Source organism: Frondihabitans sp. PhB161 (genome assembly GCF_003814635.1).
GTDB lineage: Bacteria > Actinomycetota > Actinomycetes > Actinomycetales > Microbacteriaceae > Frondihabitans.
Window position 1 is genome coordinate 250,433 of the sequence record NZ_RKQW01000001.1, and the last position, 25,103, is coordinate 275,535.

The 25,103-nt window shown below is 63.2% G+C and carries 37 protein-coding genes and 1 pseudogene; 28 read left to right on the forward strand and 10 right to left on the reverse strand.

The genetic code is table 11. From position 1 onward, the window contains the following. Positions 1-102 precede the first annotated feature (102 nt). A complete protein-coding gene (locus tag EDF39_RS01285; RefSeq protein WP_123939829.1) occupies positions 103-507 on the forward strand; it encodes a hypothetical protein in 405 nt (134 codons plus the stop codon). Positions 508-571: 64 nt separating this feature from the next. On the opposite strand, the gene EDF39_RS01290 is transcribed toward EDF39_RS01285, so the two are convergent. The 4 genes from EDF39_RS01290 to EDF39_RS01305 form a co-directional block, all read right to left on the reverse strand. After that, a complete protein-coding gene (locus EDF39_RS01290) occupies positions 572-1,333 on the reverse strand; it encodes a hypothetical protein (protein WP_199726114.1) in 762 nt (253 codons plus the stop codon). Between the two features lie 72 nt (positions 1,334-1,405). Next, a complete protein-coding gene (locus EDF39_RS01295; protein ID WP_123939831.1) occupies positions 1,406-1,630 on the reverse strand; it encodes a hypothetical protein in 225 nt (74 codons plus the stop codon). Beyond that, positions 1,627-2,316 carry an HAD family hydrolase gene (locus tag EDF39_RS01300; protein WP_123939833.1) on the reverse strand — a complete coding sequence of 230 codons (690 nt, stop codon included), beginning with the start codon at positions 2,314-2,316 and terminating at the stop codon, positions 1,627-1,629. The genes EDF39_RS01295 and EDF39_RS01300 overlap by 4 nt, the downstream gene beginning before the upstream one ends. Continuing rightward, positions 2,316-2,525 carry a hypothetical protein gene (locus EDF39_RS01305; RefSeq protein ID WP_123939835.1) on the reverse strand — a complete coding sequence of 70 codons (210 nt, stop codon included), beginning with the start codon at positions 2,523-2,525 and terminating at the stop codon, positions 2,316-2,318. Before EDF39_RS01305 ends, EDF39_RS01300 begins: the two co-directional genes overlap by 1 nt. 195 nt (positions 2,526-2,720) lie before the next feature. On the opposite strand from EDF39_RS01305, the gene EDF39_RS01310 reads away from it, so the two are divergent. The 21 genes and pseudogenes from EDF39_RS01310 to EDF39_RS17680 all read left to right on the forward strand — a co-directional run bounded on the left by EDF39_RS01310 (position 2,721) and on the right by EDF39_RS17680 (position 14,484). Next, the gene (locus tag EDF39_RS01310; protein ID WP_233572923.1) at positions 2,721-3,320 is read left to right on the forward strand and encodes an RNA polymerase sigma factor; all 600 of its coding nucleotides are present in this window, start codon (positions 2,721-2,723) and stop codon (positions 3,318-3,320) included. After that, complete coding sequence (locus EDF39_RS01315) at positions 3,317-3,973, forward strand: Asp23/Gls24 family envelope stress response protein (protein WP_123939837.1); 657 nt, start codon at positions 3,317-3,319, stop codon at positions 3,971-3,973. The genes EDF39_RS01310 and EDF39_RS01315 overlap by 4 nt, the downstream gene beginning before the upstream one ends. Beyond that, positions 3,973-4,305, forward strand: coding sequence for a hypothetical protein (locus tag EDF39_RS01320; RefSeq protein WP_123939839.1), 333 nt, complete (start codon positions 3,973-3,975; stop codon positions 4,303-4,305). Before EDF39_RS01315 ends, EDF39_RS01320 begins: the two co-directional genes overlap by 1 nt. Before the next feature lie 195 nt (positions 4,306-4,500). Next, positions 4,501-4,956, forward strand: a complete 456-nt coding sequence (locus EDF39_RS01325) for an Asp23/Gls24 family envelope stress response protein (protein ID WP_123939841.1) — start codon at positions 4,501-4,503, stop codon at positions 4,954-4,956. Then, the gene (locus tag EDF39_RS01330; RefSeq protein WP_123939843.1) at positions 4,953-5,144 is read left to right on the forward strand and encodes a hypothetical protein; all 192 of its coding nucleotides are present in this window, start codon (positions 4,953-4,955) and stop codon (positions 5,142-5,144) included. Before EDF39_RS01325 ends, EDF39_RS01330 begins: the two co-directional genes overlap by 4 nt. Further along, positions 5,141-5,539, forward strand: a complete 399-nt coding sequence (locus tag EDF39_RS01335) for an alkaline shock response membrane anchor protein AmaP (RefSeq protein WP_233572924.1) — start codon at positions 5,141-5,143, stop codon at positions 5,537-5,539. The genes EDF39_RS01330 and EDF39_RS01335 overlap by 4 nt, the downstream gene beginning before the upstream one ends. Continuing rightward, the gene (locus tag EDF39_RS01340; protein ID WP_123939844.1) at positions 5,536-6,114 is read left to right on the forward strand and encodes a DUF6286 domain-containing protein; all 579 of its coding nucleotides are present in this window, start codon (positions 5,536-5,538) and stop codon (positions 6,112-6,114) included. The genes EDF39_RS01335 and EDF39_RS01340 overlap by 4 nt, the downstream gene beginning before the upstream one ends. After that, entirely contained in the window at positions 6,111-6,716 is a 606-nt protein-coding gene (locus EDF39_RS01345) for a hypothetical protein (protein WP_123939846.1), read from the forward strand. The genes EDF39_RS01340 and EDF39_RS01345 overlap by 4 nt, the downstream gene beginning before the upstream one ends. 14 nt (positions 6,717-6,730) lie before the next feature. Next, positions 6,731-6,859, forward strand: coding sequence for a hypothetical protein (locus tag EDF39_RS17750; RefSeq protein ID WP_255410101.1), 129 nt, complete (start codon positions 6,731-6,733; stop codon positions 6,857-6,859). 132 nt (positions 6,860-6,991) lie between these two features. After that, entirely contained in the window at positions 6,992-7,174 is a 183-nt protein-coding gene (locus EDF39_RS01350) for a hypothetical protein (RefSeq protein WP_123939848.1), read from the forward strand. Between the two features lie 185 nt (positions 7,175-7,359). Beyond that, positions 7,360-8,226 (forward strand): YsnF/AvaK domain-containing protein, encoded by an 867-nt coding sequence (locus tag EDF39_RS01355; RefSeq protein ID WP_123939850.1) that lies wholly within the window; start codon positions 7,360-7,362, stop codon positions 8,224-8,226. Between the two features lie 27 nt (positions 8,227-8,253). After that, complete coding sequence (locus tag EDF39_RS01360) at positions 8,254-8,916, forward strand: hypothetical protein (RefSeq protein ID WP_123939852.1); 663 nt, start codon at positions 8,254-8,256, stop codon at positions 8,914-8,916. A 135-nt stretch (positions 8,917-9,051) separates the two neighbouring features. After that, entirely contained in the window at positions 9,052-9,360 is a 309-nt protein-coding gene (locus tag EDF39_RS01365; protein WP_123939855.1) for a hypothetical protein, read from the forward strand. Positions 9,361-9,485: 125 nt separating this feature from the next. Beyond that, on the forward strand, positions 9,486-10,214 hold the full coding sequence (locus EDF39_RS01370) for a YsnF/AvaK domain-containing protein (protein WP_123939857.1): 729 nt from the start codon (positions 9,486-9,488) through the stop codon (positions 10,212-10,214). 74 nt (positions 10,215-10,288) lie between these two features. Further along, on the forward strand, positions 10,289-11,053 hold the full coding sequence (gene aqpZ, locus EDF39_RS01375) for an aquaporin Z (RefSeq protein WP_123942196.1): 765 nt from the start codon (positions 10,289-10,291) through the stop codon (positions 11,051-11,053). Between the two features lie 14 nt (positions 11,054-11,067). Further along, positions 11,068-11,370 carry a rhodanese-like domain-containing protein gene (locus EDF39_RS01380; RefSeq protein ID WP_123939859.1) on the forward strand — a complete coding sequence of 101 codons (303 nt, stop codon included), beginning with the start codon at positions 11,068-11,070 and terminating at the stop codon, positions 11,368-11,370. A gap of 33 nt (positions 11,371-11,403) precedes the next feature. Beyond that, positions 11,404-11,946 carry a hypothetical protein gene (locus EDF39_RS01385; RefSeq protein WP_123939861.1) on the forward strand — a complete coding sequence of 181 codons (543 nt, stop codon included), beginning with the start codon at positions 11,404-11,406 and terminating at the stop codon, positions 11,944-11,946. Between the two features lie 34 nt (positions 11,947-11,980). Continuing rightward, positions 11,981-12,166, forward strand: a complete 186-nt coding sequence (locus tag EDF39_RS01390) for a hypothetical protein (RefSeq protein WP_123939863.1) — start codon at positions 11,981-11,983, stop codon at positions 12,164-12,166. A 203-nt stretch (positions 12,167-12,369) separates the two neighbouring features. Beyond that, on the forward strand, positions 12,370-12,591 hold the full coding sequence (locus EDF39_RS01395; RefSeq protein WP_123939865.1) for a hypothetical protein: 222 nt from the start codon (positions 12,370-12,372) through the stop codon (positions 12,589-12,591). Further along, positions 12,588-12,977: a hypothetical protein gene (locus EDF39_RS01400; RefSeq protein WP_123939867.1), complete on the forward strand. Its 390-nt coding sequence runs from the start codon at positions 12,588-12,590 to the stop codon at positions 12,975-12,977. The genes EDF39_RS01395 and EDF39_RS01400 overlap by 4 nt, the downstream gene beginning before the upstream one ends. A gap of 854 nt (positions 12,978-13,831) precedes the next feature. Beyond that, positions 13,832-14,484 (forward strand): annotated as a pseudogene (locus tag EDF39_RS17680) (DUF4393 domain-containing protein). Positions 14,485-15,052: 568 nt separating this feature from the next. Here the strand turns inward: EDF39_RS17680 and EDF39_RS01415 are convergent. Continuing rightward, complete coding sequence (locus tag EDF39_RS01415; protein ID WP_123939873.1) at positions 15,053-15,670, reverse strand: TetR family transcriptional regulator C-terminal domain-containing protein; 618 nt, start codon at positions 15,668-15,670, stop codon at positions 15,053-15,055. Positions 15,671-15,951: 281 nt separating this feature from the next. Here EDF39_RS01415 and EDF39_RS01420 point away from each other — a divergent pair, with 281 nt between their 5' ends. Further along, positions 15,952-16,212: a hypothetical protein gene (locus EDF39_RS01420; protein ID WP_123939875.1), complete on the forward strand. Its 261-nt coding sequence runs from the start codon at positions 15,952-15,954 to the stop codon at positions 16,210-16,212. A 326-nt stretch (positions 16,213-16,538) separates the two neighbouring features. Here the strand turns inward: EDF39_RS01420 and EDF39_RS01425 are convergent, their stop codons facing one another. The 4 genes from EDF39_RS01425 to EDF39_RS01440 form a co-directional block, all read right to left on the reverse strand. Beyond that, the gene (locus EDF39_RS01425; protein ID WP_123939877.1) at positions 16,539-17,006 is read right to left on the reverse strand and encodes a MarR family winged helix-turn-helix transcriptional regulator; all 468 of its coding nucleotides are present in this window, start codon (positions 17,004-17,006) and stop codon (positions 16,539-16,541) included. A 46-nt stretch (positions 17,007-17,052) separates the two neighbouring features. Next, positions 17,053-17,877 (reverse strand): LamG domain-containing protein, encoded by an 825-nt coding sequence (locus EDF39_RS01430; RefSeq protein WP_233572925.1) that lies wholly within the window; start codon positions 17,875-17,877, stop codon positions 17,053-17,055. Between the two features lie 65 nt (positions 17,878-17,942). Then, positions 17,943-18,893, reverse strand: a complete 951-nt coding sequence (locus tag EDF39_RS01435; RefSeq protein ID WP_158613116.1) for a signal peptidase I — start codon at positions 18,891-18,893, stop codon at positions 17,943-17,945. Between the two features lie 80 nt (positions 18,894-18,973). Continuing rightward, entirely contained in the window at positions 18,974-19,621 is a 648-nt protein-coding gene (locus EDF39_RS01440; protein ID WP_123939883.1) for a hypothetical protein, read from the reverse strand. A gap of 242 nt (positions 19,622-19,863) precedes the next feature. On the opposite strand from EDF39_RS01440, the gene EDF39_RS01445 reads away from it, so the two are divergent. The 5 genes from EDF39_RS01445 (at position 19,864) to EDF39_RS17755 (ending at position 23,665) form a co-directional block, all read left to right on the forward strand. After that, entirely contained in the window at positions 19,864-20,373 is a 510-nt protein-coding gene (locus EDF39_RS01445; protein WP_123939885.1) for a MarR family winged helix-turn-helix transcriptional regulator, read from the forward strand. 145 nt (positions 20,374-20,518) lie between these two features. Next, complete coding sequence (locus EDF39_RS01450; protein ID WP_123939887.1) at positions 20,519-20,779, forward strand: hypothetical protein; 261 nt, start codon at positions 20,519-20,521, stop codon at positions 20,777-20,779. 456 nt (positions 20,780-21,235) lie between these two features. Next, complete coding sequence (locus EDF39_RS01455; RefSeq protein WP_158613117.1) at positions 21,236-21,850, forward strand: TetR/AcrR family transcriptional regulator; 615 nt, start codon at positions 21,236-21,238, stop codon at positions 21,848-21,850. A gap of 757 nt (positions 21,851-22,607) precedes the next feature. Then, on the forward strand, positions 22,608-23,231 hold the full coding sequence (locus EDF39_RS01460) for a recombinase family protein (protein WP_233572926.1): 624 nt from the start codon (positions 22,608-22,610) through the stop codon (positions 23,229-23,231). Positions 23,232-23,533: 302 nt separating this feature from the next. Beyond that, positions 23,534-23,665 carry a hypothetical protein gene (locus tag EDF39_RS17755; RefSeq protein ID WP_255410102.1) on the forward strand — a complete coding sequence of 44 codons (132 nt, stop codon included), beginning with the start codon at positions 23,534-23,536 and terminating at the stop codon, positions 23,663-23,665. Between the two features lie 529 nt (positions 23,666-24,194). On the opposite strand, the gene EDF39_RS01465 is transcribed toward EDF39_RS17755, so the two are convergent. After that, positions 24,195-24,875: a hypothetical protein gene (locus EDF39_RS01465; RefSeq protein ID WP_123939893.1), complete on the reverse strand. Its 681-nt coding sequence runs from the start codon at positions 24,873-24,875 to the stop codon at positions 24,195-24,197. Between the last annotated feature and the right edge of the window lie 228 nt (positions 24,876-25,103).

A 25,103-nucleotide genomic window follows, 5' to 3' on the forward strand; every position in this document is an offset into this window, starting at 1 on the left:
TCACCCGCGCTGTTTCCGGTGCGGTCCGGGCGGTTCCTCCAGGTCGCGGTCAGCGACGTGTGAGGGGCCGCCCTTTCGCTTTCTTCCACGACGAGGTGTGTGATGCGTTCTTCTACCTACACCGATCGGCACCGACCCCGAAGTGTCTGGTTTGCTCTGGGCACCGGATTTGTGGTCTCAGTCTTGATCGTTGCCGTGGTGCTGTTGCCGATTCTTGGTTTGATCGGTGCCAGCGTGGGTGCGGTGTGGTTCATTCACTTACCCATTGCCCGGATCACGGTCACCGTAATCGCCGGCTACCTGTTGGCGTTGGGTTTTCTGGCCCTGATTCTTCGCCGCCGGAACGGGCCTCTTGCGTGGATTCTTGCCGTGGCCGCGATCATCAGCACCCTGATCGTGTCGATCTACCCGGCCGTCGCTGTGTCTCTGGTTGCGGTCCACGACGGGACGACGTTCGTACCGTGGGCAATCAACTGGATCCGCCACGGGATATCCCTCATCCCCTAACGGACAGGAAAGACGAAAGGACGCCGACCCCAGATGGGCGGACGTCCTTGACACTCGTGCTGGATTATCGGGTGCGCTTATTGGCGGCGTTCTTCGCCTTTGCTGCGGCGTTCTGTGCCTGCTGCTGAACGGACGGGGCCTTGTCGGCTTCGGCCTTCATCTTCGGGGCCTCTTCCTCCGCCTTGGTGAGGTAGGACTCCCAGCGGGCCTGCATGGGCTTGATCAGGCCACCGCCAGCACCGACGACAATGACACCACCAATGATGGCCAGCACGGTGATCAGGATCGGGGTGGTGACGGTGGTCGCGACGTCGATCTGGTTCAGGGCAGCGGTGACACCGATGAACAGGATGAACAGGCTCGCGATGTTGGCGAGGACTTTGCCGTAGGAGAGCCCGCCAAGGGTGCCCTGGATGAGCGTTTTCGCAGCAGCGGCGATCGCGGCGGCGATGACGACGATGATGATCGCGACGATGACCTTGGGCAGGAACCCGATGATCGCAGCGAGCAGGTCACTGACCGGGTTGGGGCCGAAGACCCCGAACGCGAACTGGAGCACAAACAACACCAACGCGTAGTAGAAGATCTTGGCGATGATGTCGGACGCATCCAGCTTGGAGTTCTCCAGCGCCTTCTTCACCCCGCCCCGTTCGACGAGCCGGTCGAAACCAACCTTTTCCAGCAGCTTCGACAGTGCTTTCGAGATCAGCTTCGCGACAATCAGGCCAACGATCAGGATGACCAGGAACAGCAGCAGTTTGGGGACGAAGTCGATGACCGACGCGAGGCCGGTCTGGAAGTAAACGGGCATGGGAGTGTCCTTCATTTCGGGTGGTTGTGCCGGATGGCGTAGTGGTGAAGTTGATGCCCGGCCGTTCGGGGCCGCCGGGTGGGTGCCTTAGTCGACGGTGTCGGTCTTGGTCCAGGTAAGGGTGAGCCGGGCGCCGTCTGCGAGCTCGTCAATGTGCAAGGTCAGGTCGGCATCGAACAGTTCGGACGTATTCAGGTCCGTGTCTGCGTTCTGCGACTGCGCAACCAACGAGTTCAAGGCAACAGCGACGGCGCGGCCCCAGTCCTGCGGGTGGCGGCTGGACGCGGTACTTTCCGCGGTGAAAACAGTCATGAGGTCACACTTTCCGGATCGAGGAGGCGCGCGAGAGCGCTGGAGTCAAGGGAGCCGAGGAGGGTCGCGACGTCGTCGTAGACCTCGGCGGCGCCGGCCTCCCGAAGAAGCGCTTCGGCGGTCCCACCGGAGAGCAACCCGATCGAGGTGACCCCCGCGATGGTGGCGGCTTTGATGTCCCAGACCGAGTCGCCAACCAGGACCGCGTGATTGGCGTCGACTCCTCCCTTGTTCAGTGCGGCGGCGATGATGTCGGGTGCGGGCTTGGCCTTTTTCACGTCCTCCGCGGACGTGACGGCGTAAGTGTCGTCGTCGATGTTCAGCAGGGTCAGGAGCCGGTCGAGTTCCTGTCGCGGAGCTGACGTCGCCAGCACCACCCGAATGCCGCGTCCCGCGAGCTCGGCGACAATCTCCTGGGCGCCATCGAGGATCTTCAAGCGGGGTGCGAGCTGCTTGTACCGCTTGTCATGCAGGCCCTTGACGTCATCCCGGGTCGATTTGGGTTCGTCACCGATCAGCTGGTCGAGGAGCTCGTTAGAGTCGGCGCCGATGGCTTGTTGGATCCGCCAGGCGGGGACGTTCAGGCCGGTGGAGGTGAACGCGTAATCCCAGGCTTCGACGTGGAGGAAGTTCGAATCGACGAGGGTGCCGTCGATGTCGAACAGGACTGCCGTCGGGTCGGCCATTAGGCGTCCCCGTCAGTAAGGCCAGCGCATGCTTCCATCACGGTGGGGTAGCTGCCCCGGGACAGGTTCTGCGCATCGGCGAGCAGGTACTCGTCACCATCCTGGGTGATAGTCCCCGCAACTAAGGCGGACCCTTCCAGCAAGACGTCCCAGGTGGTGGGCGAGGTCTGGTCGAGGGAGTAGGTGGGGGTGGTGTCGGAGTCAGCCATGGCGTCCTTGCGTCGGTGAGCGGCGGCGAAAAAGAGTGCTGTCACTAAGACAACGAGTGGAGGGCCTGTTTCGTCACAAAAGTGGGCCAATTCGACGAGTGTCCGACATGGTGCGGATGTCCCCAAAATGGGGGGCATCATGATTGAGTGTCACATGACGACTCCTAGACCTCGTTTCTTTGGAACCACATTTTTGTGTCCACGGTCGAGATCAAAGGGGTGTTGGAAGTGGCCGAAACATTGACTCGAGCCCGGTTGGATGATTTGGAGGACCCGGTCCTTGCCCGTCGGGCCGGTGATGGGGACGTGCGCGCGTTCGCGGTGTTGGTGCGCCGGCATGAGCCGGTGGTGCGGGTGTATGCGCGCCGCATTCTTGGTTCGGGAGCTGACGTGGACGATGTCGCCCAAGACACCTTCCTGACCGCTTGGCAGCAACTTCCCACCCTGGAAGACACCACCCGGGTTCGCGGCTGGCTGTTGACCATCGCGTCCCGGAAAGCGATCGACCGGGTCAGGGCACGGCGCGACCATTCGGACATCGACGACCATGAACAGCCCGCCCGAACCGAGGACGGCCCCGAACACTCCGCAGAAACCTCAAGCCGGCAACAAGCCCTGGGTGTCGCGCTGTCAACCCTCCCAACGGAGCAGCGGCAGTGTTGGGTGTTGAAAGAACTGGGTGGCTACAGTTACGACGACATCGCCGCGGAGATTCATCAGCCGGTGAGTACGGTGCGAGGTCTACTGTCCCGAGCACGGAAGAACATGATTCGAGAGATGGAGGTCTGGCGATGAGCGCTAGCCCCGAGCCCATCCCCGACCCGGCCGTGGAAAATCTCCTAGACCAAGACACCCCACCCGCTGCCGTCCTCGCTCTTGAGCCGGACGATCTCGACGGGTACACCGTCGATGACCTGTCCGACTACCTCGACGCCGGAATGACTCCCCGGGATCCGGTCATCGATGTGTCGCCGTCGTGCCAGATCGCTCTCGCGGCCCTGGCCCGGTTGAAGAAACTCACCGCATCATTCCTTGATGACGAGGCCGCGATGGAGGAGCCCCGCACCGACACCTGGATGTCATCGCTTCTGCAGAACATCTCGGTCGAGTCCCGTGCGGGCCGGCAGATTCCCTTCCGAACGGCCGACCTTCGCACCGAGCTGGTCATCACCGAAGGCGCCGTCCGTGGCCTGATTCGTGCCGCTGGCGACACCGTCTACGGAATCCTCGTCGGCCGAAGTGCCCTTGTCGGCGATGTCACCGTCCTGGATGAACCGATCACGGTCGACGTCGACGCGACGATTGTGTGGCGGAACAACATTCCCGACGCGGCCGAGCAACTCCGCCACGCCATCGAACAGACACTGGCAAGCAACACCGATCTCACTGTGGCGGGGATCACCGTGACGATCACGGATGTGCACGTCACCCCGACGGAGGAGTTCTGATGAGTGTCACCAGCCCTGATGCAGCCCTTGCCGACCAGCTCACCCTCCTCGTGGCAAACACGCCTGGTGTGACCCGGTTGTATGCCCCAACCCGGGTAGTCCCCGTTCTGGGTACCGCCCAGTGGGTCCTTGCGGATCTTGGTGCGCCGGTGCCGGCCGTGCAGGTGCAGGTCAACATCTCTGCGTCTAGGGTCACCGCGTCGATCGGTATTGACTTGTCCGCACCCGCTGGTGATATCGGGGCCGAGGTGTGTTCCCGGATTAAACAGTGCCTTGCATCAGCGGGCCGAGAGATGGACGTCAAGATCACCATCGCCTACGTCACCAACTAACCTCCCACCACTTCGCCTGACCTCGCCACGAGGGTCAGAAAATCTTTTTCGACGATTATGTGACGAATGGTCTTCTCGACTCGTTTCCTTAGTGACTGCCCCTCGTAAGAGGGTCCACCACTTGCTCCCGGGGTAGTTGATCCGCCACGACACCAACACGGTGTCTTGGACTTCATCAACTTCAGGAGAACGTTCATGTCGAACACCACCCCCACCCCCAACGCCGTGATCCCCGCGTCCTCGTCCAAGGCTGTTACCCCGGCGCACTCTACCGAGACCGGTACCACCAACATCAACGACGCCGTGGTGTCGAAGGTCGCCGGCATCGCCGCCCGCGAGGTCCGCGGCGTCCACGCCCTCGGTGGCGGCGCCGGTCGCGCCATCGGTGCCCTCCGTGACCGTGTCGGCCAGACGAACCTCGCCCAGGGCATCTCCGTCGAGGTCGGCGAGACCCAGGTCGCCGTCGACGTCACCCTCACCGCCGAATACCCCGTCGCCCTCCAGGACCTCGCCGAGAACGTGCGCAACGCTGTCGGCGACGCGGTCGAGAACATCGTCGGCATGGAGGTTGCAGAGATCAACGTGACCATCGCCGACGTCTTCGTCCCCTCCGAGGATGACGACGACGACTCCGACAGCCGCGTCAAGTGACCCCCACCATCACCGGCATAGCCGTCGCTGCAGCCCTCGTCCTGACCTGGATGACCCTCGGCTTCGGCGCGTTCATCCTCCTCGCCCTCGCCATGGCGGCCGGAGCGATCATCGGACGCATCGTGGCAGGCGACATCGAGTTCGCGGCCCTGCTGGACATCTTCAAGGGAAAGCGCTCCTCCTCATGACGATGACCGAAACGACCCCCACTTTCACTCGCAAGAACGAGTGGGAGAAGCTCCCGGGGCGGACGAAGATCGCACCGCGTGCGTTGGACCGGGTCGTTTCGGCCGTCACCGCCGACGCCCTCGGCGTCAACAACAAGAAGGTCTCCGTCGACCTCAACGACGACGACGGCAACCTGTCACTGACCGTGTCAGCACCAATCCGGGTTCCGTCGCTTGTTCGGATCGAGAACGAACCCGGGGTTGTCGACCGGCAGGGCGGCCCGCTGCTTGAGCGGGCCAAGACCGCGCAGGAGCAGATCCGCACCCGGGTGCAGCAGCTCACCGGCAACCAGGTCGCCCGGGTGATCGTGAAGATCACCGGGGTCGACATTCAGGAAGAAAGGCGCGTGCGATGAGCACCAAAAGCACGTATTCGCGGATCGCGCGCCGGGAAACCCACTCGCCCAGGTCAGTTCTCGCTATCGTTCTGGCCGTGGTCCTGATCCTCGCCGCCGCGTTTGCGGTCATTGAGATCATCTTGTCGATCGCCGGGCAGAAGCCGCTCCTGGTCACGCCCGGGAACGCAGCCAAGGGACTCGTCGGGGCTAACACCCTGCCCGTATGGATCTTGATCGTGGCGGGGATCATCCTTGCCCTGGTTGGGCTGTGGTTGATCATCGCCTCCTTCACCTCTGGGCGACGTGCCCGTCATCTGATTCAGACGGACCGGGCGGTGACGGTGATCGATAACGAGGTCATCGCCTCGGCTTTGGCCCGGCACGCGTCTTATGCGGCGAACACCGATCCGGACAACACCCGCGTGTCCGTGACGCATAACCGTGCCGTGGTCGAGATGACCCCGGCCACCGGGCGCACTGTCGACGAAGGTCGGATTAAAGACGCCGTCGACGAGCAGCTCGCTGCTTACGACGTCACCCCGAAACTGCGCTCGAAGATCGACATCAAGAAGGCTGGGAAGGTCGGCGCATGAATACCACCAATCGTGGCGCCAACCGGCTCCTCATCTTCGTTGTCGGCCTCGTCGTTCTGATCCTCGGTGCTGCCTCGATCCTCCTCGGGGTGCTCCCGACGTTCAGCTCCGGCTGGAAGTCGACAGCCCCGACAGTGTCGAAGAGCGTCTCCTCAACGTTCAGCGCGGCACCGTTGTTCGCGACCGGGTCCAGCTGGCTGTACATCGCCCTGATCGCCATCCTGGTGATCATCGTGATCCTGCTGGTCCGATTCATCGTCAAGCAGGGCAACGGTCACACGTCGGAGCTGTTCCACAACGACACCACCGAACACGGCTCCACCATCGTCAAAGCCGGCGTCGCCAAGGAAGCACTCCAGGAAGCACTGAAAGACCGCGACGACCTGGTGTCCTCCTCGGTCACCACGTATGACGTCCAAGGCACCAACGTCCTCAAGATCAGTGCCACGGCCCGCCGGGGAGTTTCCCCGAAGGACGTTTCCGACACGATCCAGACGCACCTGAAGGCGCTTGACCAGCTGCTCGGGTTCGAGGTGCCGGCGATGATCCAGATCTCCGGCGGGTTCCGTGCCCGCACCGCCAAAAAGACCCGCCTGTCCTAGAAAACGAGACCCACATGATTCGCCTCCTGAAATACCTTCCCGTGGTCCTATCCATCGTCAGCGTCATCCGTAAGACCCGAAAAGACGCGGCACTGAAGAACAGCAAATCGACCAAGGGCCGCCGCACCACGTTCCGGAAGTAGCCCCACCGCACCATCTACCTCCATCTGGAGGAGCATCACCCAAGTAGCACCTGCATGATCAGCACGCCACAGGGGTCTTTTCTAGCCCTTCACCGCCCGAACCGGTCCACCGCTAGAAAAGACCCCTCACGCATGCCCGCAACAACCACCCGCCGCCCTGCCCGGAAAACGCTGGCCAGCAGGATCCCGGCCAGTGTCTTCCGTGGCTTCTTGGTCGGTATCACTCTGCTGCTTCTCCTCGGTGGGTTCGGCGTCATCGCCATCCACCTCGACAGCAGCTTTGCTCCTGCCCCGGCCCCCGCCTCACATCCGTGACCTCTGGCCTCCTCGACGCCCTCCTCCAGTGGGCGCAGAGCTACGAACTTCCCTCCCCCACCCCGGCGGAGAAAGACGCACCACCGGTACCACCGCACCACCTGCAGAGCACCAACCCGAAAGCACCACACCTCTCTAGGGCGGACCGACATCGCTGTCGCCCTCAACCGGTAAAGGAAAACACCATGATCAGCACCAACGAAATCAACACCCTCCTCAGTGGCCGCGGCGACGTCGTCGACCCGCAGGGCAAGAAGATCGGCTCCATCGGCCAGATCTTCACCGACGACCGCACGGGCGAGCCCGAGTGGGTCACCGCCCACACTGGTCTCTTCGGCGGCGGCGAGTCGTTCGTCCCCCTGTCGGCGGCGACCGTGACAGGCAGCGACGTGCAGGTTCCCTACACGAAAGACCAGGTCAAGGACGCCCCGCACTCCGACGACAAAGACGGCTACCTCACCGTCGAGCAGGAGTCAGCCCTCTACGCCCACTACGGCCTCGAGGACACCACCACGAACCAGGCCGACGCCTACAACGACGGCGCCGTCTACGACCAGGACACCACCACCGGCACCGCCGGATACACCGAGACCGAGACCGGCCGTCCCACCGAGGGTCACGACACCTCCGGTGCGAACACGGACGACGCCATGACCCGCTCGGAGGAGCAGCTGCACGTCGGTACGCGTCAGACCGAGGCCGGCCGTGCGCGTCTGAAGAAGTACATCGTCACCGAACAGCAGAGCGTCACCGTCCCCGTCAGCCACGACGAGGTCACCATCACCCGCGAGCCCATCACCGACGCCAACCGCGGCGACGCGATGCGCGGCGGAGACCTCACCGAGGAAGAGCACGAAGTGGTCCTGCACGAGGACAAGGTCGTCGTGGACAAGGACGTCGTCGCCGTCGAGCGCATCAAGCTCGGCACCGAGGAAGTCACCGAGCAGCAGACCGTGACGGAGGACGTCCGCAAGGAGCAGATCGAGTTCGAAGACGACACCCACACCACCGGTCGCACCACGACCGGTGACCTCGACACCGACCGCGTCTAATCGCGAACACCCAACAGAGACGATCACATGAGTAGCAGCATTGGCGGCCCCGGGGCCGAAGACAACCGCACCCGCGGCAACGACGGACAAAACGACACCGAACACGGCCGAGACAGCGCCAACCGTGACGCTCTCGCCACTGATCGGCAGTCAGTCGTAGCCCGGGAGAAGGCCGAGTTCGGCGGAATGAAGTTCGGTTCGGCGTTCTTCGGCTGGTTGACGGCTACGGGGCTTGCCGTGCTGCTGCTCGGGATCCTCTCCGGCATCGGCGTCGGTGTTGCCGCCAGCAACAACGACGCCAAGAACGCGGCCGCGGACAACGCCACGACGACGACCATCGTCAGTGCCATCGTGCTGCTTGTGGTCGTGTTCATCGCGTACTTCGCTGGCGGCTACGTTGCAGGCCGCATGGCCCGCTTCAATGGCGTCCGTCAGGGTGTCGCCGTCTGGCTGTGGGCGGTCATTGTCACCGTGATCCTCGCGATCATCGGTGTCATTGCCGGCAGCCAGTTCGACGTCCTCAACCGCCTCGGGACCATCCCGACCGGAAGCATCAACGGGAACGCGACCGCCGGCGGCATCATCAGCCTGGTCCTCGTCGTGGTCCTCGCCCTCGTTGGGGCGATCCTCGGCGGCCTCGCGGGCATGCGGTACCACCGCAAGGTCGACAAAGTCGGCCTCGGCCTCTAACCCCCAGCCCTCGGGTTAGACCCCTGGCCCCAGACCCCGGCCAGGACGCACCAAGTGGTGCGGGCGGTGACCCCTAGCCGCCGCCCGCACCACCCCCTCTTTCCTCTTCGCCTGCAACCCGCTCCAGGAGTCTTCATGACGAACGACAACACCCCCAACGACAACATCAACGACGCAGCCGAAACCGCACATGACAAGATCGACAACCTCGCCCCGGAGGACCAGAAAGGCCAGGCCCACAACGCCGTGAACCAGGGACAGGACGCGGCCAAGCACGCTGCCGACAGTGCCCAGAAGATTACCGACGCTGCCGCAACTAAGGCCGGGCCGTTGCTGGACCGGGCCAAGAGCATCTACAGCAAGAATCCCCGCGCGTTCCAAATTGCCGGCGCGTTCCTGGTCGCTTTGACCGTGTTCCGCCGTATCCGCACCGCCCGTAAGTAAGCCACCAGCTGCGCCTCACCCACGGCTGCGGCAACACACTCGGGGCGGGCATCAACGGTGATGCCCGCCCCGTCCTCATCTCCCAGACCGGTGCACGTGCGGTCTCGACCCGAAACGAGCACCCCATGATCAACCCAGAATCCGTCCCCGACCTGCCCGGTGTCCCGGTCCTGGATGTCGATGGCGACATCATCGGCTCCGTCGAGCGTGTGTTCATCCATCAAGACACCGGAGCGCCCCTGTGGGTGTCGATCCACACCCACTTCGACGGCGCCCCCAACGCTTTCGCACCACTCGACGGTGCCCGCTTCGACGACGTACCCGGGTCTGCCCTCCACGTCGGCCTCCCCCGCACCGTCGTCGAGGACGCGCCCGTGATCACGTCCATCGACACCCTCACGACCGACGACGTGCATGCCCTCCGCGCCTACTACAGCAGTGCACGGGCCGCCACGACAACTGCACCGCCTCAAACCGGCCCAGACCTCAACACGGTAGATGTTGTTCGATCTGAGGAGCAGCTGCGGGTCAGCACCGTCTCCGTCCCGAAAGAGCGGATCCGGTTCGAGAAAGTCATCGTGACCGAGGAGAAAACCGTCACGGTCACCGTCCGCCGGGAAGAGCTCCGCATCATCCGCGAACCTGTTGAGGCCGGCACCGACATGGCTGTACCCGACGGTCAGGTGTCGGCGGCGGATCTGGACATTGTGCTGCACGAAGAACGCATCATTACCACCACCGAGGTCGTCCCGGTCGAGCGTGTCCGGGTTCGCGTCACGCAGGTCACAAAAGACCTACCTGTGACGGACACTGTCCGCAAAGAACGCATCGACCTCAACACCACCGCATCCTGACGCACACCTCCGATTTCCCACATTCCCCACCGCTACCCGAAAGCGAACCCGTGCCCGACACCGCTGCCGCCCCGATGGACCCCGACGGTTCCCGCAGCCCCGCCCGGATCAGCCGACTTGCGGCAGAAGCATTCGGCACATTCATCCTCGTCTTCGGTGGCGCCGGCGCCGCCCTCCTCGCGTCCCAGTTCCCCACCAAGGCGAACACCCTCGGGATCGGCTACGTCGGCGTCGCCCTCGCGTTCGGGCTCACTGTTGTGGGTGCCGGGTATGCCGTCGGTCACATCTCCGGCGGCCACTTCAACCCCGCCGTCACCGTCGGCTTGTTCATCGCCGGGAAGTTTCCCAAGATCGACGTCGGCCCCTACATTGCCGCGCAAATCTTCGGCGGCGCCATTGCATCCTCAGCTCTGGCGGTCATTGTCGGCGGCGGACCCGCCGGAAGCTTCCACCGAGCCCACGCGTCCGGGTTCGCCTCGAACGGATTCGGGAGCCACTCCCCCGGCGGTTACAACCTCCTCTCGGTGGCCCTGATCGAGGTCATCCTCACCGCGGTGTTCGCCTACGTCATCCTCGGCGTCACCGACAAAAACGCAGTCGACGGATTCGGACCCCTCGCCATCGGCCTGACCTTAACCCTGATCCACCTGGTCGCGATCCCGGTCGATGGCACATCAGTGAATCCGGCACGCTCCATCGCCACCGCCATCTACGGCGGCCCCGCGGCGCTTGGTCAGGTGTGGGTGTTCATCCTCGCCCCACTCGCCGGTGCCGCCCTCGCCGGCTACACCCACCGGACCCTGTTCACCCGCACCATGCTCCACACCCCTGACCACTGAAACGGACCAGCCCCATGAGCGACACTGTCACCGTCACCGAACTGAACGACGCCACCGACCCTGTCCTGGTCGACGTCCGTGAACCCAACGAATACGCCACCGGCCATGTCCCTGGTGCCATCAACATTCCCTTGGATGACCTGGCTTCCCGGGTCGAGGACGTTCCTGACGCGGAACCTGTATACGTCATCTGCCAGGCGGGGATTCGCAGTGCCCGCGGCGCCGACATTCTCATCGATCTGGGCTATCAGGCCGTCAGCGTCGACGGCGGCACCCAGGCGTGGATCGAGCACGACCTCCCCCTCGACACCGAATAACCAACCTGCACGATCACCAAAAGGAGCATCACCATGGCTGGACGTAACACTGTCATCCGCAGCATGCACGACCTCGGCCTTGCCGCCTGGTTCGGCGGCAACCTCATGGGAGCCACCGGACTCAACGGCGCCGCCGCCGGCGCCAAAGACCCCGTCGAACGCCTCACACTTTCCGCTCTCGGCTGGAAGAAATGGGCGCCGCTGCAGATTGCGGCACTCACCGTGCACGCAATCGGCGGAATCGGTCTCATCGGCGCCAACAAGGGCCGCCTCGCGACCCAAAAGGAAGGCCGCACGAACACCGGCATCAAGCTGACCCTGACCCTCCTCGCCGCAGGGACCACCCTGTGGTCTGGGCTTCTCGGGAAGCGTCTCGCCGATCACGCCGGCGAGGGCACCGACGGCACCACCGAACCGAAAGAGACTGCGTCGAAAGCTCTCGCGTCGGCGCAGAAGCAGCTGAAGATCCTCCAGTGGGCCACCCCAGTCCTCACCGGTGTCCTCATTGTCCTTGCCGCTCAGCAGGGCGAGCAGCAGCGTCCCGTTGCCGGGCTGCTGAAGTCCAAACGCCGCTAACCCCACACACCACCTCAAGGAAAAGGAGCCGGTCATGGAGATCGACAAGAACCAGATCATCGAACAGTTGAAAAGCCTCGGGAAGCACGACGAGGCCAAACAGGCCGAAGGTGAACTGCCCGACAAGGTCGACACCGACCAGCACGCCGGCCTGCTGGAGAAGTTCGGCGTGAACCCGCAAGACCTCCTCGGCAAACTCGGCGGCATGTTCGGCAACTAACCCGCACCGCCCTGGAAGGGCCTTCCCGCACATAACCCGCGGGAAGGCCCTTTTTGTGTCGGGCGGGAAAGCTCAGTGCTGAGAATTCGTTGAGCAGACGTGTGACGAATGGGTGCCGGGAACCGTTTATCAAGTGCGGCCCGAACCGCACCGCCCTCCTCACCCCTACGAGGAGGGCCCACTCCCGTCAAGAAAGATCACGCATGCCGCTGCTGCTGCCCACCATGCCGACCGTGTCCTTGGCCGAACCAGAACCCGGCTTCTGGGTCGCCAGCACCGCCGCCCCCTTCCTCGGCACCATCGAGCACGACGGCGCCCACTTCATCGTCCGTGACCGCTTTGGTCACGAGCAGGACCACCACACGACCCTTACCGCCGCTAAAAGGCACCTGCGAGACACAACCCTGGATGGGGTTGCCGCGTGAGTATCCAAACGGTACAGCCAAAGACACCTCTCCTTTGGTCGGGAAAGGGCAGCGCCGGGCAGGGCGCTGACGCTGTTACGCCCCTGTGGCATGAAGTCAACCCGGGGATGTGGGTTGGCCGTGTTGCCGGCGACATCGTTGCCTCCATCGAGCACGTCCACTCCTACATCCTCACCAACGCACGAGGCGACGTCCTCAGCAGCCACACCACACTTTTCGACGCACAAAACGCCACACCAACGTCTCCGACGTACCTTCGGAGCGGTCAGCGGTATCAGGGGACGACTAGCCGACATCGCATCACCGAGTTGGCCCTTATTGGGTCGCTTCCCGTGGCCGGCATCGCAATCCTTCTCATGATTCTCGCCCAGGCAGTCATCTCGTGAGCCTCTACAAAGGCCACCCCGACGTCCCCGCATACCGGGTCACTGGATACCCAAGGCGCCCACCCCAATACTCCTCGAAGAGGACACCTGCAATCGAGCCCCGTTACCAGGACTTCTTCACCTACGACCCAGAACGACTCCTGCAAGTCACGGCATAACGAACGGCTCGCCTCCCCACTTCCGCAGCCCTGATGGCGGGAGGCAGGTCAGCCGATCGGCTACGGGACACGTCGATCCCTCGGCGACTCCGGCGTCGTTGCGGGGTTTGCACCGTCTCGAATAGGTAGTCCGAATCGGATCTCGGTGACGGTGCCTTATTCGGAAATGGGAACCGGTAGGCGTGTCTCGGAGAACTATAGATATGCGAGACGTCTCACTGACTCTCGAAAGCGACTGGCAGGAACCGGCTTGCAGGCCTCAAGGATGCACGACGACCACCGATTACCGGACACCTCGGCAGCCCTGCGCTTGCAAAAGTCACCGGCTCGACCCCACTCGTCAACCGATCGCTCACGGCACTGAGATCTGACGACCTTAGGTACTCCCCGATGCCCGGTGTTGTCGCGTCCTCTGTAGAGGTTCACGTGCAGAATCGACTTCCTTCGAGCTATGGTCCCAATATGAGTGGTGTAGAGGGTGTGGCAGTTGGAGCAGCGGCGAAGGCTGCTGGGGAGGTCGTAAAGGCCGGGGCTGAAGGCGTGAAGGTCGACCGCGAAGTTCGAAAGGCCGAGCGACTAGCGCTGCTGGAAGAGGTCAAAAGCAGTCAAGGGTTCAAAGACGCTGCAGCGGTGCGGGGGAAGAAGATGGCCGTGCGCGAGCAGATGGGCCTGGCACTCTTCGCGCCGCTCGCGCGCATGTTCCGCATTCGGCAGGACTATTTCGAAGCCGACTTCGCGAAGGACTTCGCCGAGAAAGTGGCGGACGTGCCTGAGGAGAACCTCCAAGCGCCTAAGCCATCCATCGCTGCCCCTGCAATGGAGGGGCTCGGATACGCCCTCGAAGAGCCTGAGCTCAAGGACTTGTATTTGGCGCTCCTGGCCCGAGCTGCAGACGACCGGCACGCGTCCTCGGCGCACCCCTCGTTTGCGAAGTCATCCGCCAGTTGACTGCGGAAGAAGCCTCATTACTCCGGACATTCGACATGAATAGAGGGAAGATGCATCCAATGGTTCGCCTGAAAATCCAAGTCACTGGGGAGCTTGGGACGAAAACGGTTATGTCAAACGTCATCCGCTACGACAACCCTTCAACAGGCTTACCGCTGTACAACGCATATTTTCCGATGTACCTGGACAACTGGCAGCGGCTCGGCCTCGTGCAACACGATTATGGAACTAAGCTGACCGCTCCCGGGCAATACGACTGGGTGGAACAACGTCCAGAAAAGGCCGCATTGGAGGACATCGCAAACAGCGACGGAAACACGACTGTCGTTGAGAAGGGCGTGTTCGCCGTAACGAGCTTCGGTGCTCAGTTTGCACAGGCAGTAGGCATCATCGCTTCCTGAGATAAGCGCTGGCGCGGGCCAAGCAACAACGTGACACTGACCGGGTACCGCGTCAGCGAGAGTGCGCAGCGACAGCTAGTTCTGCGGAGGTCGGCGCAGTCCTTCCGGCGCGCGTGGCTTGGAGCAGGGCTGGCTCCCGACGTTGCATTCAGGAGCAGACGACCAGCGGAGACGAATTAGGCTGCGTGAGAGCACGTGACCACCGGCAGCATTGCTGTTGAATTGACCTGGTTTCCGAGCCCGCTCTTTCCCTCTGCGCCTCGTCCAAGGACGATGCTCTCGTGACGAGGGCCGAGCTTCAGACGCGGCCCAGATGACGGCTAGCGAGACGAGGTGGCTTGAAATATCTCGCAACGAGTCGTCTCGAAAAACTAAAAGTTTTTGGACGTCTCAGGTCGCGGTTCACCCGCTCAGAACATGCCTGAAAAGCCAGGGGTCGTCGTGTCTCAAGAAGTCGTTCCCGCAGTTCGATGGCCGGGCATGCTCACCCCGGACTTTACGAGACAGGGATTGATCATTACTTGCCGGAGGCGTTCGTGCCGACTGTGGTGTCGAGCCGGCGACATTCTTACTCTTCGGGTGAGGTGGCGGGAATGTTGCAGGTCGGGTCGAGGGCGGTGCGGATGAATGCTTCGACCATGGCCGCTCTCCGGGTCGGGGTGCTGTGAGCCACGAGCGAATAAATACTGAGACTGTCGATCAGGGCCACGAACAGTTCTGCGACCAAATGCGGGTCACGGGTTCTGAATTCACCATTAGTCACGCCCACGGTGATGATGCCCGCCACGAATTCGACCCACAGGGTTGTGCTTTCTCGTGCCACTTTCGCAACGACGGGGTTCCGGCGTCCCACACTCCACCCGTCTGCCCAGATCCAATCTTCCCTAGTGTGTTCCCCGGCAAAGAGGTCATTGGTCAGGTACTGAAGCGCTGCTCGAGCGGTGGTGAGAGTTTCTACGTGGGCGCGTGCTGCGGCGAGTTCGTCGGCGGCGATGTCCCGAAACATGCGCGCCGCCAGGGCTGGCATTGACGGTTCCTGCTGCGCGACAACGGCCGGCTCAAGCCCGGTCTGGGCCACGACACGACGCAACGTCACCGCCGGCAGACCCGCGTCGAACGCGATCGCCTTCGCGGCCTTGTCAATACGACCGGCCACCGGCAGGTTCGGGTCCTCGTAAATACGCACGCCTTGAACTTACGTAGCCGTGTCGACTTCGACTAGAACCCCAACCGGGTGCCCCTCAGCTCACACACACTCCCCGGACGCGTAATCGTTCCGGATGATGCACTCAGCATGGGCAGAAACACCCGCACCCCACCTGGGAGCCTTGCCCCGCTCGTTGGAAGCAGCTCGAGTCTGGGACGCTATCCGCCCGGGACGCCCGCATTCGACCATGACAGTGGAGCGTCGTGGACTCCCAGTAGTGGGGGCAGGACCCCGCTGGGGCCGCCTCCTAGCATGTGAGGATGGATCAGAACCCGACGGGTCTCCCTCACCAGGAACCCACCGCAACCGCCACCCCGCGCCCCCTGCCCGACACGGCCGTTCCCGTAGTTGGGGCGCTGGGATTGGAGCAGCACCTGGCGACGCTGGTGACGCTTTTAGGCGGACATATCTTCGGTGCCACCGGGTGGCAACAGACCCTCACCTCCTGGTCGGAGAACCCCCACATCCGGTTCGAGGAGATAGAAGCGGACCTTCTGCGGCTACTCGCCTGCGACACCTGAATCCCGCATACCTCCTGCGAAACTGTTCCCCTCCGCACCCCACTGAGCGTGACCGTCAGAATGTCCGCGATCCTGTTGCGCCCGCCCCCGTTACGGCTACGGTTGTGATGCCGGGGGGTGGTACCCCAGGCGAAGGCCCGCCTTACGTGGATGCTTCTGATCTGGCGCCCGTGAAGCGTGGCCGCGGGGTCTCCCGCCCGGGCGGGAGACCCCGCACTCACCGGTTCCGGTCCTGCGGCGCGAGGACCTTTTGTGTTTGGCCAGAGACCGCCCACCCTGCCAAGTGACACCGCGAGCCCTGCGAGTCCCCCACGTCCATCTAAGGCTTACTTGTCAGAACGGAGCGGTGTGAGGGCGTCGCCGAGGGCGCGGAGGGTTTTGGAGGCGGTGCGGAGGGCGGGGCCGGTGAACACCCCATCGAACGCGTTCTGGTAAGCGTCTCGGACGTGCTGAACGGCTGAGATTCCGGTGTCGGTCAGGTGGAGGGTTTGGCTGCGCCGGTCCGTCGGGTGGGGACGTCGTTCGACATGTTCCATTTTCTCGAGCCTGTCGACCATCGCGGTGATCGAACCCGTCGTGTGTTCGAGGAGAGTCGCGAGATCCCTCGGGGAGACGTTCTCGGTGCGGAACAGATACAGCAGCACACGAAGGTCGGTGGGACTGAGTCCCAAATCGGCCGATAGGTGGGTACTCATTCGCAGGTTTTGCGCCTGGAGGTGCTGATAGGCGCCGAGGAGCGCGAGGAGGTCGGCTTCGTTGACGTCGACCGGGGTGCGGGCAGAAGTAGTGTTCATGGTTTGGTCCTGATCCGGGCGGGCCGTCAGTGGGGTGGGGTTGTGGTTATTGTCCGGCGGCGTAGTGGTTGGAGATCTGCTGTGCGGTGAGGACGGTGGAGTAGACGGCGGCGTACCGCATCTGCCCGGTGAAGTAGTAGTTGCTGGCAGTGCCCGGCCAGCCGGAGATGGTGTCGTAACCGATACGGAAGTACCCGGTCGCGTTTTCTGCGGCGGTGTAATTCGCGTTCGATGCAACGAGGCCCCCGTCGACGTAGAGGCGCATACCGGTCGAGGCAGACATAGTCGAGGCAACGTGATGCCATTTTCCATCGTTGTACGCCAGCGGCGAGGTGACCACCTGGACGGCTGAGCTGTACGTGCCGAAGACGAGCTTCCCTGACGTGTTGAGGTAGATCTGTCGGTCGTGCTGGCCAGAAGAGCTCACCTGGTTGCTGCCAAAACCGATCAGCAGCCCGCCCGCGACGGTGGTTTTGAACCAGACCTCTTCACTGAACGTGGTCGGGTTCGCATACGACGTCGGCGTGGACAAGAAGCTGCTGCTGCCGTTGAGCACGTAAGCGCCGCCGGTGTCTCTCGAACACGCAATCGGGGTGGCCGTGCTGGTCGTCATCGTGCCCTGGTAGGTGCCGTTGGCCGAATTGCCATCACTGTCAACGGCCGTTGTCGACCCGGATGCCTCATTGAGGTAGTACTGGAACAGGGCACTGGATTTGTCGGCGGCTTCCGCATTGGTGCACTTGAAGTATTGGGCCGTTGCCGCAGTGTTGCTGCTGTTGCTGATCTTCGCGGTGAACCCGGCGATCGCGAACGGGGTCGCACCCGAGACCGCCCACACTGCAGCCACTATGAGCGCAGCAACACCGACCACCAAGAATCCGCGGCGGACCCGCGACAGGCGTACCCGACGGCCGCTGGTGTGACTTGGCCTCGCGTTCACGCGGCGGCCTGTTCTTTCGGAGGGAGGCCCACGATCATCGTCCACAAAAGCGGCAGGGAGCACACCCCAATGAGGATCACCCAGCCCCAGAACCCCAAGTGCAGGCCAGAGGACAGGCTGTAGAACGCTTGATGGGCGGACGCGGGGACAGTGACGTGTCCAACCTGCCCGGTGAGGAGATCCGCGTGGGTGCCGTGGACCGCCTGGACTCGGATGGGGAGAAGGCCGGTGGAGACAACGGTGGCGCCGGGGTGGCCGCCGGTCGTGGTGACTTGCTCCACAACAACCCCGGTGAATGGCTTCAACACGAACGCCGCGACGGAGACAGCAAGAGACATCCCAGAGATCCGGTAGGCACTTCTCCTGGTGGCGTTTTTCACTCGGGCGGTGGCGAGGAACACGACGACGGTGCCAAGGAGGACGATCGGCAGGCCGCGGATCAGCCACCCAAACCCGGGAAGGATGGTCGACGCTTGTCCGACGAGGTTGTGGTCGTTCAGCTGCCACGGGTCGGTGGCTCCGTTGATGTCGCCTCGGGTGGTGAGGAGACCGGTCTTGCTGATCTTGATGATCCGGTGTGTGTAGGTTTCGCCGGTGTCGGTGGGCGGGTGAAACGCGACCACGTCCCCGACATGCAGGTCGGCCACTGTGGTGGGGGTGGTGAGAACGAGAGTGCCGACGGGGGCAGCAGTCCCCATCGACGGGGTCTTGACGATGAACCAAGACCCACCGTGGAGGTGAAACAGCAACGCGGCAGCCACCAACGTCGTTGCTACTACGGCCACCAACGCTGAGAGAACCGTGACTAGGACGCTTCGTCGAAGCCGCGGAGTGATCCGCTCGAGGCCAATCGACTGGGGTGCCAGCGTGGTCGACGTCGTGTCGGGACGAACCACCGTCGACGCGAGTGCCGCGTCGTGCGGGGTGGTGTCTCGAATGTCCGTCACAGCGATGAGTCCGTTTCATGAAGGAGGGGCAGGGGCTCCGATTCGGCGGAGCCCCTGCCCAGGGGTGGGGCGAATGGCGACTAGCTGGCGTAGTTCCAGACGAGGGGCAGCGATGCCTGCAGGCCCTGGTACGTGTTGCCGGCGGAGGAGGCGAGGGTCACGGCGAAGCTGAAGCCGGTGGTGCCACCGGCGGCGACGGCGGGGAGGGTGTAGGCCGACGAGCCGGCGAGAGCGGCGAGCGTGCCCGAGTAGACGACCGTGTTCGCGGTGGTGTTGGTGATGACGACGGAGAGCTTCGCGCAGAGGTCGGTGGCGGTGCCGTTGGCGGCGCCCGAGTTCGACTGGGCGCAGGTGGCGCCGGGGGTGAGGGTGAAGGTGCTCGCGGCGACGGTGCCGGTGTTCTTGATGGTGACGGGCGTGGTGACCGTCTGGCCGGGGATCATCGTGGTCGATCCGCCGAACTTGTTGATCGTGGCGCAGGTGGCGGTGTTGTTCGAGACCGAGCCGCCGTCGGTGGAGGTGCAGGTGACCGTCGCGCCGGAGTTCTGCTCCTGCATGGTCAGTGCGCCGGTGGCGGCGGTGTTGTTCGAGTTGGTGATCTGCGCGGCGAAGCCCGACAGGGTGCCCGTCATGGTGACCGAGAGGAGGACGGCGGCGAGGACGCCGGTCGCCAGAGCGATCGGGGCGAAACGAATCCGCTTGACCTTGACGGGGGTGAGGTTCGACACGAGGTGGGCTCCTGAAGTAAATGAGGGAGAAGAAGAAAGGGCTGGTGACTTGTTCGACTATCGGTCGGCTTTGCCGTCTTGTAAGTCGTTTCTCAGGTGGTTTTGCAGTGCGTTAGGTCAATTGTGGGTTAGTTTGATGAGTGAGCAAAGTCCCCATTTAGGGGGCCTATCCCGAATCGTGTCCGCGTCCTTACCCTGACTATGCGGCCACGGATGGCCCACCCGAACCAGAGAGACCACGGATGACCTCGACAACCCGAACCCCCACACCTGCCCCTACGGACCCGGCCGAGATTTCGGCTGCCGTGGAAGCGCTCAGCGCCGCCCTCGTGGAGATTGACGCCTCCCACCGACGCATCCGGCACCGCCTCGCCCACGACCTCGGCTTCTCCACCGGTGAACTGACAGCCATCTTCCTCATCGGCAGCACCGAAAACTGCACCCCGAAACACCTCGCCGCAGAGCTTGACCTCTCAACCGGCGCCATCACCGCGATGGTGGACCGGCTCGACAAGGCAGGACACGTGGAACGGATCGCCCACCCCACCGACCGGCGAAGCCAACTACTCACCCTCACCTTCCGTGGTGAAGAAGCCATGGACAGCATCATGGGTCTCTACAACTCCGCTATCGAAGACGTCGTCAAGAACTCCCCCTGCGTGTTCGATGCCGGCCTGATCGACTGCCTCCGCCACGCCGCGAACGCTATCGACACCGCCGCGACCAGGGCCGGGACCGGGATCGCCGAGTAAGTCTGTGCGGACGGTCCACCTGCCAGGCATTAGGGCGATCGAGAAGCGTGCATCCCTGATTCGAATGGGAGAGCAAACCGCCTGATCCGGTTCTCCGAATGACCGCTGACGGTTGCAGGCCAGCGACTGACCAAGGGGGCACGTCATGACGGTCATCGTGTGGGACACGGTATTACCGACGAAACAGGGCGAGGCCAAGAGGGTTCAGCTCGGTTCGTGCATGCTTGAGCTCACGGTTGTTTCGGATCATGTGTGGACGATAACCGAACGCATTGGGGCCACCAGCATCAACCATGGCCGGCTCGTGTTTCACGGGCGTCACTACACGGCCGCCGTTCCCGGAGGGGCACCGATCGCGGCAGCGCGGTGGGAGCAAACGCTCCGGCTGCACCTCGGTATCCGATAACCCCTGGCCGGAGAATGAGAAGAGGCTCCCGGTCAAAGACCGAGAGCCCCTAAATCATTCCCTTGGTTGCGGGTGCGTTGGAATCAGCAACACACCCCGGGAACATCCCTCCCACTCCCACCGGCTCTTCCAAGGATGACAAAGCCGGAACAAGCGTATGAAGCCCCCACTGTGGTGATGCCCTCCCACGAGGAAACGCCCTGTTCAGTGGTGTGTGCTTCATGCCGGATCCCCCTCCGGCATGCATGAATCGAATCGCGAACACGAGTAGCGCGCAACCTCCCGGGATGACCCAGAACAGGTGCCAGCAGGAGTGCCTGCACCCTGAACTGGGCCTACAACCACCACCCCTTGGTTCATTAGCGTGTCGGCATGCCCGATACGTCAGCCTCGCCCGCGTCTACTGCTCCCCAAGTCGAAGCGCCGGCAACAGGTTCACTCCCCGGACCGGTTTCCGTGCTGCACACAACTGACACCAAATCGCGTCTCCAGGTCATCCAGGGCGCCATCACCGTATTCCGGCGGTTCGCATTCCATGAAGCCACGTTCGACCTCGTCGCTACCGCAGCGCAAGTCACCGTGCAGGAAGTCACGGCCCGGTTCCCCTCCTGGGATGATCTGCTGATCGCGACGATCGACTACTGGAACGGGCAACGGATGCGGCTCATCCTGCCCGTCGCGGAACGCTCCGGCGCTGCCGCGTTCCTCCGCGGCATCGTCCAAGCGAACATCGACGACCCGGCCCTCATGCGGTTACTGTCCGCGACAGTGAACGTCGCTGCAACCCCGGAGCACCCCATGGCATCGTTCCTCCAGGAGGAATACCACCGATTCCACCTCATGGTCGCCCAGCAACTGGCTGCCGACATCCGGGCCGGCAGGGAACCGTCCACCATGGAACCGGCCCGCGGCGCCGAACAACTCATCGCCCTCTACGAAGGCCTGCAATTGCAGTCGATGGTTCGGCCCACGATGAACCTTCTCGAAGCCTACGACCGGGCTGTGACCCGCATGCGGGCCGGGTGGAACCGCGAATACGTCGCCCCCGTCTGGGACCTCAGCGCCCACTAGCGCTTAGGCCCTCGTCCGCTTTCACGACTATGCGGCGGAGCTGGCCTGCAGACTCGACGCGCTTCGGAACGTCTGACACGACGGCCAGCCACCTCAAGACGTGCGGGCCATCACGGTGGGCTTGCGTCCGATCCGGCAGCACGCACCGCGCCTTACCCATGAACACGGCCTCTGAAACGGGAGCCCAGTGTCCTGCGACACCTCCGCAATCTGGGTAGAAGGTTGTCGCAGGACTCTGCGAGTTTTCCCTCAACGACGAGGCGCAGGCTTCGGTCACGGCGAAGAACACACCAGATTCGGGGCCAGGGTGTTCCCTCGGGACCTCCTCGCCCGCAACAGAAGCATGTTCACCGTACGTGTACCCCGCCGCCGTCCAGTGACCCCCGTTCTGGGGATAGCACTCTACAAATTCGACCGTATGGGTATGGGCATGAAGAGAGCGCCATCCAAGCGGTGGAAGCGTCTTGGAAACAACACAACCTTGGCCCTGCCAGGTCAGACCGGCCTATCTTTATTGCCACTCCGGTCGAGATCTTCTCCTGGAGCGGGTTGTACCCCTTCGGGGCAGCTCGAGATGGGGTGGCGCGGTTCGGGTCCGTTCCACCCCATCAACCGCCACAGGCTGAACGCGTCTTGCCCTCGGCAGGAAAGTGCGCGGTGGGGTATACCCCAAAACACCACACAAAAAACGGCCAAATCACGTCGCAATAGAGTCCCAATCCTTACTTGTGCGGCATAAGTGTGGGAGGGTCCAGACGTGTCTCCCCATAAAACGCAGACCGTTGCCTACGTCCGAGTGTCCTCGACCGACCAGAACCTTCATCGGCAGCTGGAGTCGATCGGCCCGGTCGATCGGGTATTCGAGGAGAAAGTGTCCGGCGGGTCCCGCACCGACCGGACTGCTCTTGCGGAGTGCATCCGGTACGTCCGAGACGGGGACGTTGTCCGGGTTGCATCCATGGACCGGCTCGCCAGATCGTTGCGGGACCTTCGGGACATTGTCGATGAGATCGCCAGGAAAGGCGCCACCGTCGTGTTCGTCAAGGAGCAGCAAACTTACGGCCGTGATGCGGAGGACGCGATGGGGCAACTGATGTTGAACCTGCTCGGGGCATTTGCCGAGTTCGAGAGGTCTCTCATCCGGGAGCGGCAAGCAGAAGGGATCCGGATCGCGAAAGCCGCCGGCAAGTACCTCGGCCGGGCAAAAAAGCTCACCACAGAGCAGGTCACCGAGGCACGTGAGCTCGTCGCGACAGGAGTGCCGAAAACGGTCGTGGCGCGAACGCTTGGTGTCGACAGGGCGACGTTGTACCGAGCCCTGGCAGGAACATTGTCCCCACCAACGGCCCGCGAGGATCCCGGCACAACCGCGCCTCGATAGAGGCTCAGGCATTCCTGCCTCACACTTGCGCCGCCCCCAAAACCTCGTCCCCTATAAGAGAGCTGCCGTTGGTCGTCTTTCTTCGGCGAAGGACGGTTGCTAAAGGTTCTGCCCCGCTCGTCGTTGCGCGGGACAGAACCGGTGCCGGCGGGGTGTTCATCGGCCACCCATTCTCAGAACGGCCGGACAAGCCCTGAACCTGACACCGCGGACAAACCCCATGGACTCATCCACTGCCGCCACCTAACACCCACCCACCATTACCTGACCACACCACGGGCCTGGACCGTAAAATTGGTCGAATGAGGCGCCATAAGAAGAACCCGTATGGGCCGCCACGACAACCGGGAACACCCCGCGTCATCTATGTCGCAGTCGCCATCCTGGCCGTGGCCACGATCACGCTTGTCGTCCTCGCCGCCCTCCACGGCTGATAGCCTGACCGGCCGAATTCTGAACGCACCAGGGCAAGGTGCAACCGTGTGGACCGACAGCAGTCCTGCCCTCAACCAGAAAATGGCCCGGCCTTCGGGTCACGAGCCGCCGAGCCAACCAGGCCACGGCAGAACAATGAAAGCCGCACCCGGTCCACCCGACGATACCCAACCTCAAGAGAGGCTGCCCAGTCGCCGCTGATTGACCTCCTGCTACGGCCCACCGGCGTCCCCATTAAACGAGGAACCCTTCGTCGCACCATCGTGGACCCGGACGGGTGGACTAGCCATAGACCGCGCACTACCGATGAGCCAATTGGTCCCATCCAGGACTAGCGGAATGCCGAAAGCCCACCGCACCTACAGGTGTGGTGGGCTCCCATCGGGCGCCCGGAGTTATCCACTCTCCGAGCTGATCTCATCCTCCATGCGAGAGGACAAGACTCTCCCGTGCCCGCCTTCGGGAACGAGCACGCATAAGGGGAAGAGCCCACCGCACGTCGTGCGGTGGGCTCTTCGAGAGGGGGTGTTACTTGGTGATCTGGGCGCTGATGGTGGCGACTCCGACGAGGAGGTCGGCCTTGACGGCGTCGGTCTTAAACGTGGAGTTCAGGAGCTTCGCAGCCGTTCCCGACACGTGGACGGTGGTGCCGGTGAGGACGCCGTTCTTGCCGTCCATGGTGAGGGGCTTCAGGGTGCCGCCGTGGAGGGAGAAGATGTAGGCCTGCTCGGCTGCGACCTTGCCGTTGACGAGGACATCGCCGTAGAGCTTGGAGTTACCCGGGTTGACGGTGAGGTCTTCGAGGGTGACCGTGGTCGAACCGGCCTTCAGGGTGAGGCCGGACCCGGTGTGCTGGAGGATTCCCTGCACGTAGGGACGGTAGTCGCCCTTGGGGTTCCAGTACGCCAGCGAGCCGCCGGTGATGGGGAACGAGATGTCCGTGCCGGAAAGCTTCGCGTTGCCGGAGGTGCCGGGGGTGAGCTTCAGGCTCTTCAGCGCGGCCAGGAAGTTGCTGTCGAGGGCGACGGAGGTGTCGCCACCGAAGACCTCGGGGACCGCGGCGAGGGGCGCGGGCACCGTCGAGGAGGAGGCGGCGAGGTGGACGTTCGAGGTCGGCGCGGCGTTGGCGGCAACGCCGGCTCCGATGACACCGGTGACGAGAAGGCCAGCGGCGGCGAAGCTGATTCCAGCTTTCGAGATCTTACGCATAACAAAATCCTTTGATGGGTGTTGCTTGGATGAATCCGGGACACCCGGTAGATGTTCCAAGGGCGTTTGCCCGATGTCAGGTGTTCGCGGCGCCACCCCGAAAGAGTTTGGTCACCCCTCACGAGCGTTACCCGTTCGTGACACCGCCAAACGAACCGCCGTACGCACCGCGGGGTTCTACCCCCGGAGTGGGGACACGGGAGTTTATGCAAAGTCATACAGTCGGTA

What these genes read in the sequence shown, in the direction of transcription:
- EDF39_RS17755 (WP_255410102.1), top strand. Translation starts at nt 23,534, where the DNA reads ATGAGGCGCCATAAGAAGAACCCGTATGGGCCGCCACGACAACCGGGA.
- EDF39_RS01370 (WP_123939857.1), top strand. Translation starts at nt 9,486, where the DNA reads ATGATCAACCCAGAATCCGTCCCCGACCTGCCCGGTGTCCCGGTCCTG.
- EDF39_RS01295 (WP_123939831.1), bottom strand. Translation starts at nt 1,630, where the DNA reads ATGACTGTTTTCACCGCGGAAAGTACCGCGTCCAGCCGCCACCCGCAG.
- EDF39_RS01315 (WP_123939837.1), top strand. Translation starts at nt 3,317, where the DNA reads ATGAGCGCTAGCCCCGAGCCCATCCCCGACCCGGCCGTGGAAAATCTC.
- EDF39_RS17750 (WP_255410101.1), top strand. Translation starts at nt 6,731, where the DNA reads ATGATTCGCCTCCTGAAATACCTTCCCGTGGTCCTATCCATCGTCAGC.
- EDF39_RS01385 (WP_123939861.1), top strand. Translation starts at nt 11,404, where the DNA reads ATGGCTGGACGTAACACTGTCATCCGCAGCATGCACGACCTCGGCCTT.
- EDF39_RS01340 (WP_123939844.1), top strand. Translation starts at nt 5,536, where the DNA reads ATGAGCACCAAAAGCACGTATTCGCGGATCGCGCGCCGGGAAACCCAC.
- EDF39_RS01325 (WP_123939841.1), top strand. Translation starts at nt 4,501, where the DNA reads ATGTCGAACACCACCCCCACCCCCAACGCCGTGATCCCCGCGTCCTCG.
- EDF39_RS01285 (WP_123939829.1), top strand. Translation starts at nt 103, where the DNA reads ATGCGTTCTTCTACCTACACCGATCGGCACCGACCCCGAAGTGTCTGG.
- aqpZ (WP_123942196.1), top strand. Translation starts at nt 10,289, where the DNA reads ATGGACCCCGACGGTTCCCGCAGCCCCGCCCGGATCAGCCGACTTGCG.
- EDF39_RS01345 (WP_123939846.1), top strand. Translation starts at nt 6,111, where the DNA reads ATGAATACCACCAATCGTGGCGCCAACCGGCTCCTCATCTTCGTTGTC.
- EDF39_RS01420 (WP_123939875.1), top strand. Translation starts at nt 15,952, where the DNA reads ATGGATCAGAACCCGACGGGTCTCCCTCACCAGGAACCCACCGCAACC.
- EDF39_RS01300 (WP_123939833.1), bottom strand. Translation starts at nt 2,316, where the DNA reads ATGGCCGACCCGACGGCAGTCCTGTTCGACATCGACGGCACCCTCGTC.
- EDF39_RS01360 (WP_123939852.1), top strand. Translation starts at nt 8,254, where the DNA reads ATGAGTAGCAGCATTGGCGGCCCCGGGGCCGAAGACAACCGCACCCGC.
- EDF39_RS01395 (WP_123939865.1), top strand. Translation starts at nt 12,370, where the DNA reads ATGCCGCTGCTGCTGCCCACCATGCCGACCGTGTCCTTGGCCGAACCA.
- EDF39_RS01305 (WP_123939835.1), bottom strand. Translation starts at nt 2,525, where the DNA reads ATGGCTGACTCCGACACCACCCCCACCTACTCCCTCGACCAGACCTCG.
- EDF39_RS01450 (WP_123939887.1), top strand. Translation starts at nt 20,519, where the DNA reads ATGACGGTCATCGTGTGGGACACGGTATTACCGACGAAACAGGGCGAG.
- EDF39_RS01465 (WP_123939893.1), bottom strand. Translation starts at nt 24,875, where the DNA reads ATGCGTAAGATCTCGAAAGCTGGAATCAGCTTCGCCGCCGCTGGCCTT.
- EDF39_RS01365 (WP_123939855.1), top strand. Translation starts at nt 9,052, where the DNA reads ATGACGAACGACAACACCCCCAACGACAACATCAACGACGCAGCCGAA.
- EDF39_RS01390 (WP_123939863.1), top strand. Translation starts at nt 11,981, where the DNA reads ATGGAGATCGACAAGAACCAGATCATCGAACAGTTGAAAAGCCTCGGG.
- EDF39_RS01445 (WP_123939885.1), top strand. Translation starts at nt 19,864, where the DNA reads ATGACCTCGACAACCCGAACCCCCACACCTGCCCCTACGGACCCGGCC.
- EDF39_RS01355 (WP_123939850.1), top strand. Translation starts at nt 7,360, where the DNA reads ATGATCAGCACCAACGAAATCAACACCCTCCTCAGTGGCCGCGGCGAC.
- EDF39_RS01380 (WP_123939859.1), top strand. Translation starts at nt 11,068, where the DNA reads ATGAGCGACACTGTCACCGTCACCGAACTGAACGACGCCACCGACCCT.
- EDF39_RS01425 (WP_123939877.1), bottom strand. Translation starts at nt 17,006, where the DNA reads ATGAACACTACTTCTGCCCGCACCCCGGTCGACGTCAACGAAGCCGAC.
- EDF39_RS01320 (WP_123939839.1), top strand. Translation starts at nt 3,973, where the DNA reads ATGAGTGTCACCAGCCCTGATGCAGCCCTTGCCGACCAGCTCACCCTC.
- EDF39_RS01290 (WP_199726114.1), bottom strand. Translation starts at nt 1,333, where the DNA reads ATGAAGGACACTCCCATGCCCGTTTACTTCCAGACCGGCCTCGCGTCG.
- EDF39_RS01335 (WP_233572924.1), top strand. Translation starts at nt 5,141, where the DNA reads ATGACGATGACCGAAACGACCCCCACTTTCACTCGCAAGAACGAGTGG.
- EDF39_RS01350 (WP_123939848.1), top strand. Translation starts at nt 6,992, where the DNA reads ATGCCCGCAACAACCACCCGCCGCCCTGCCCGGAAAACGCTGGCCAGC.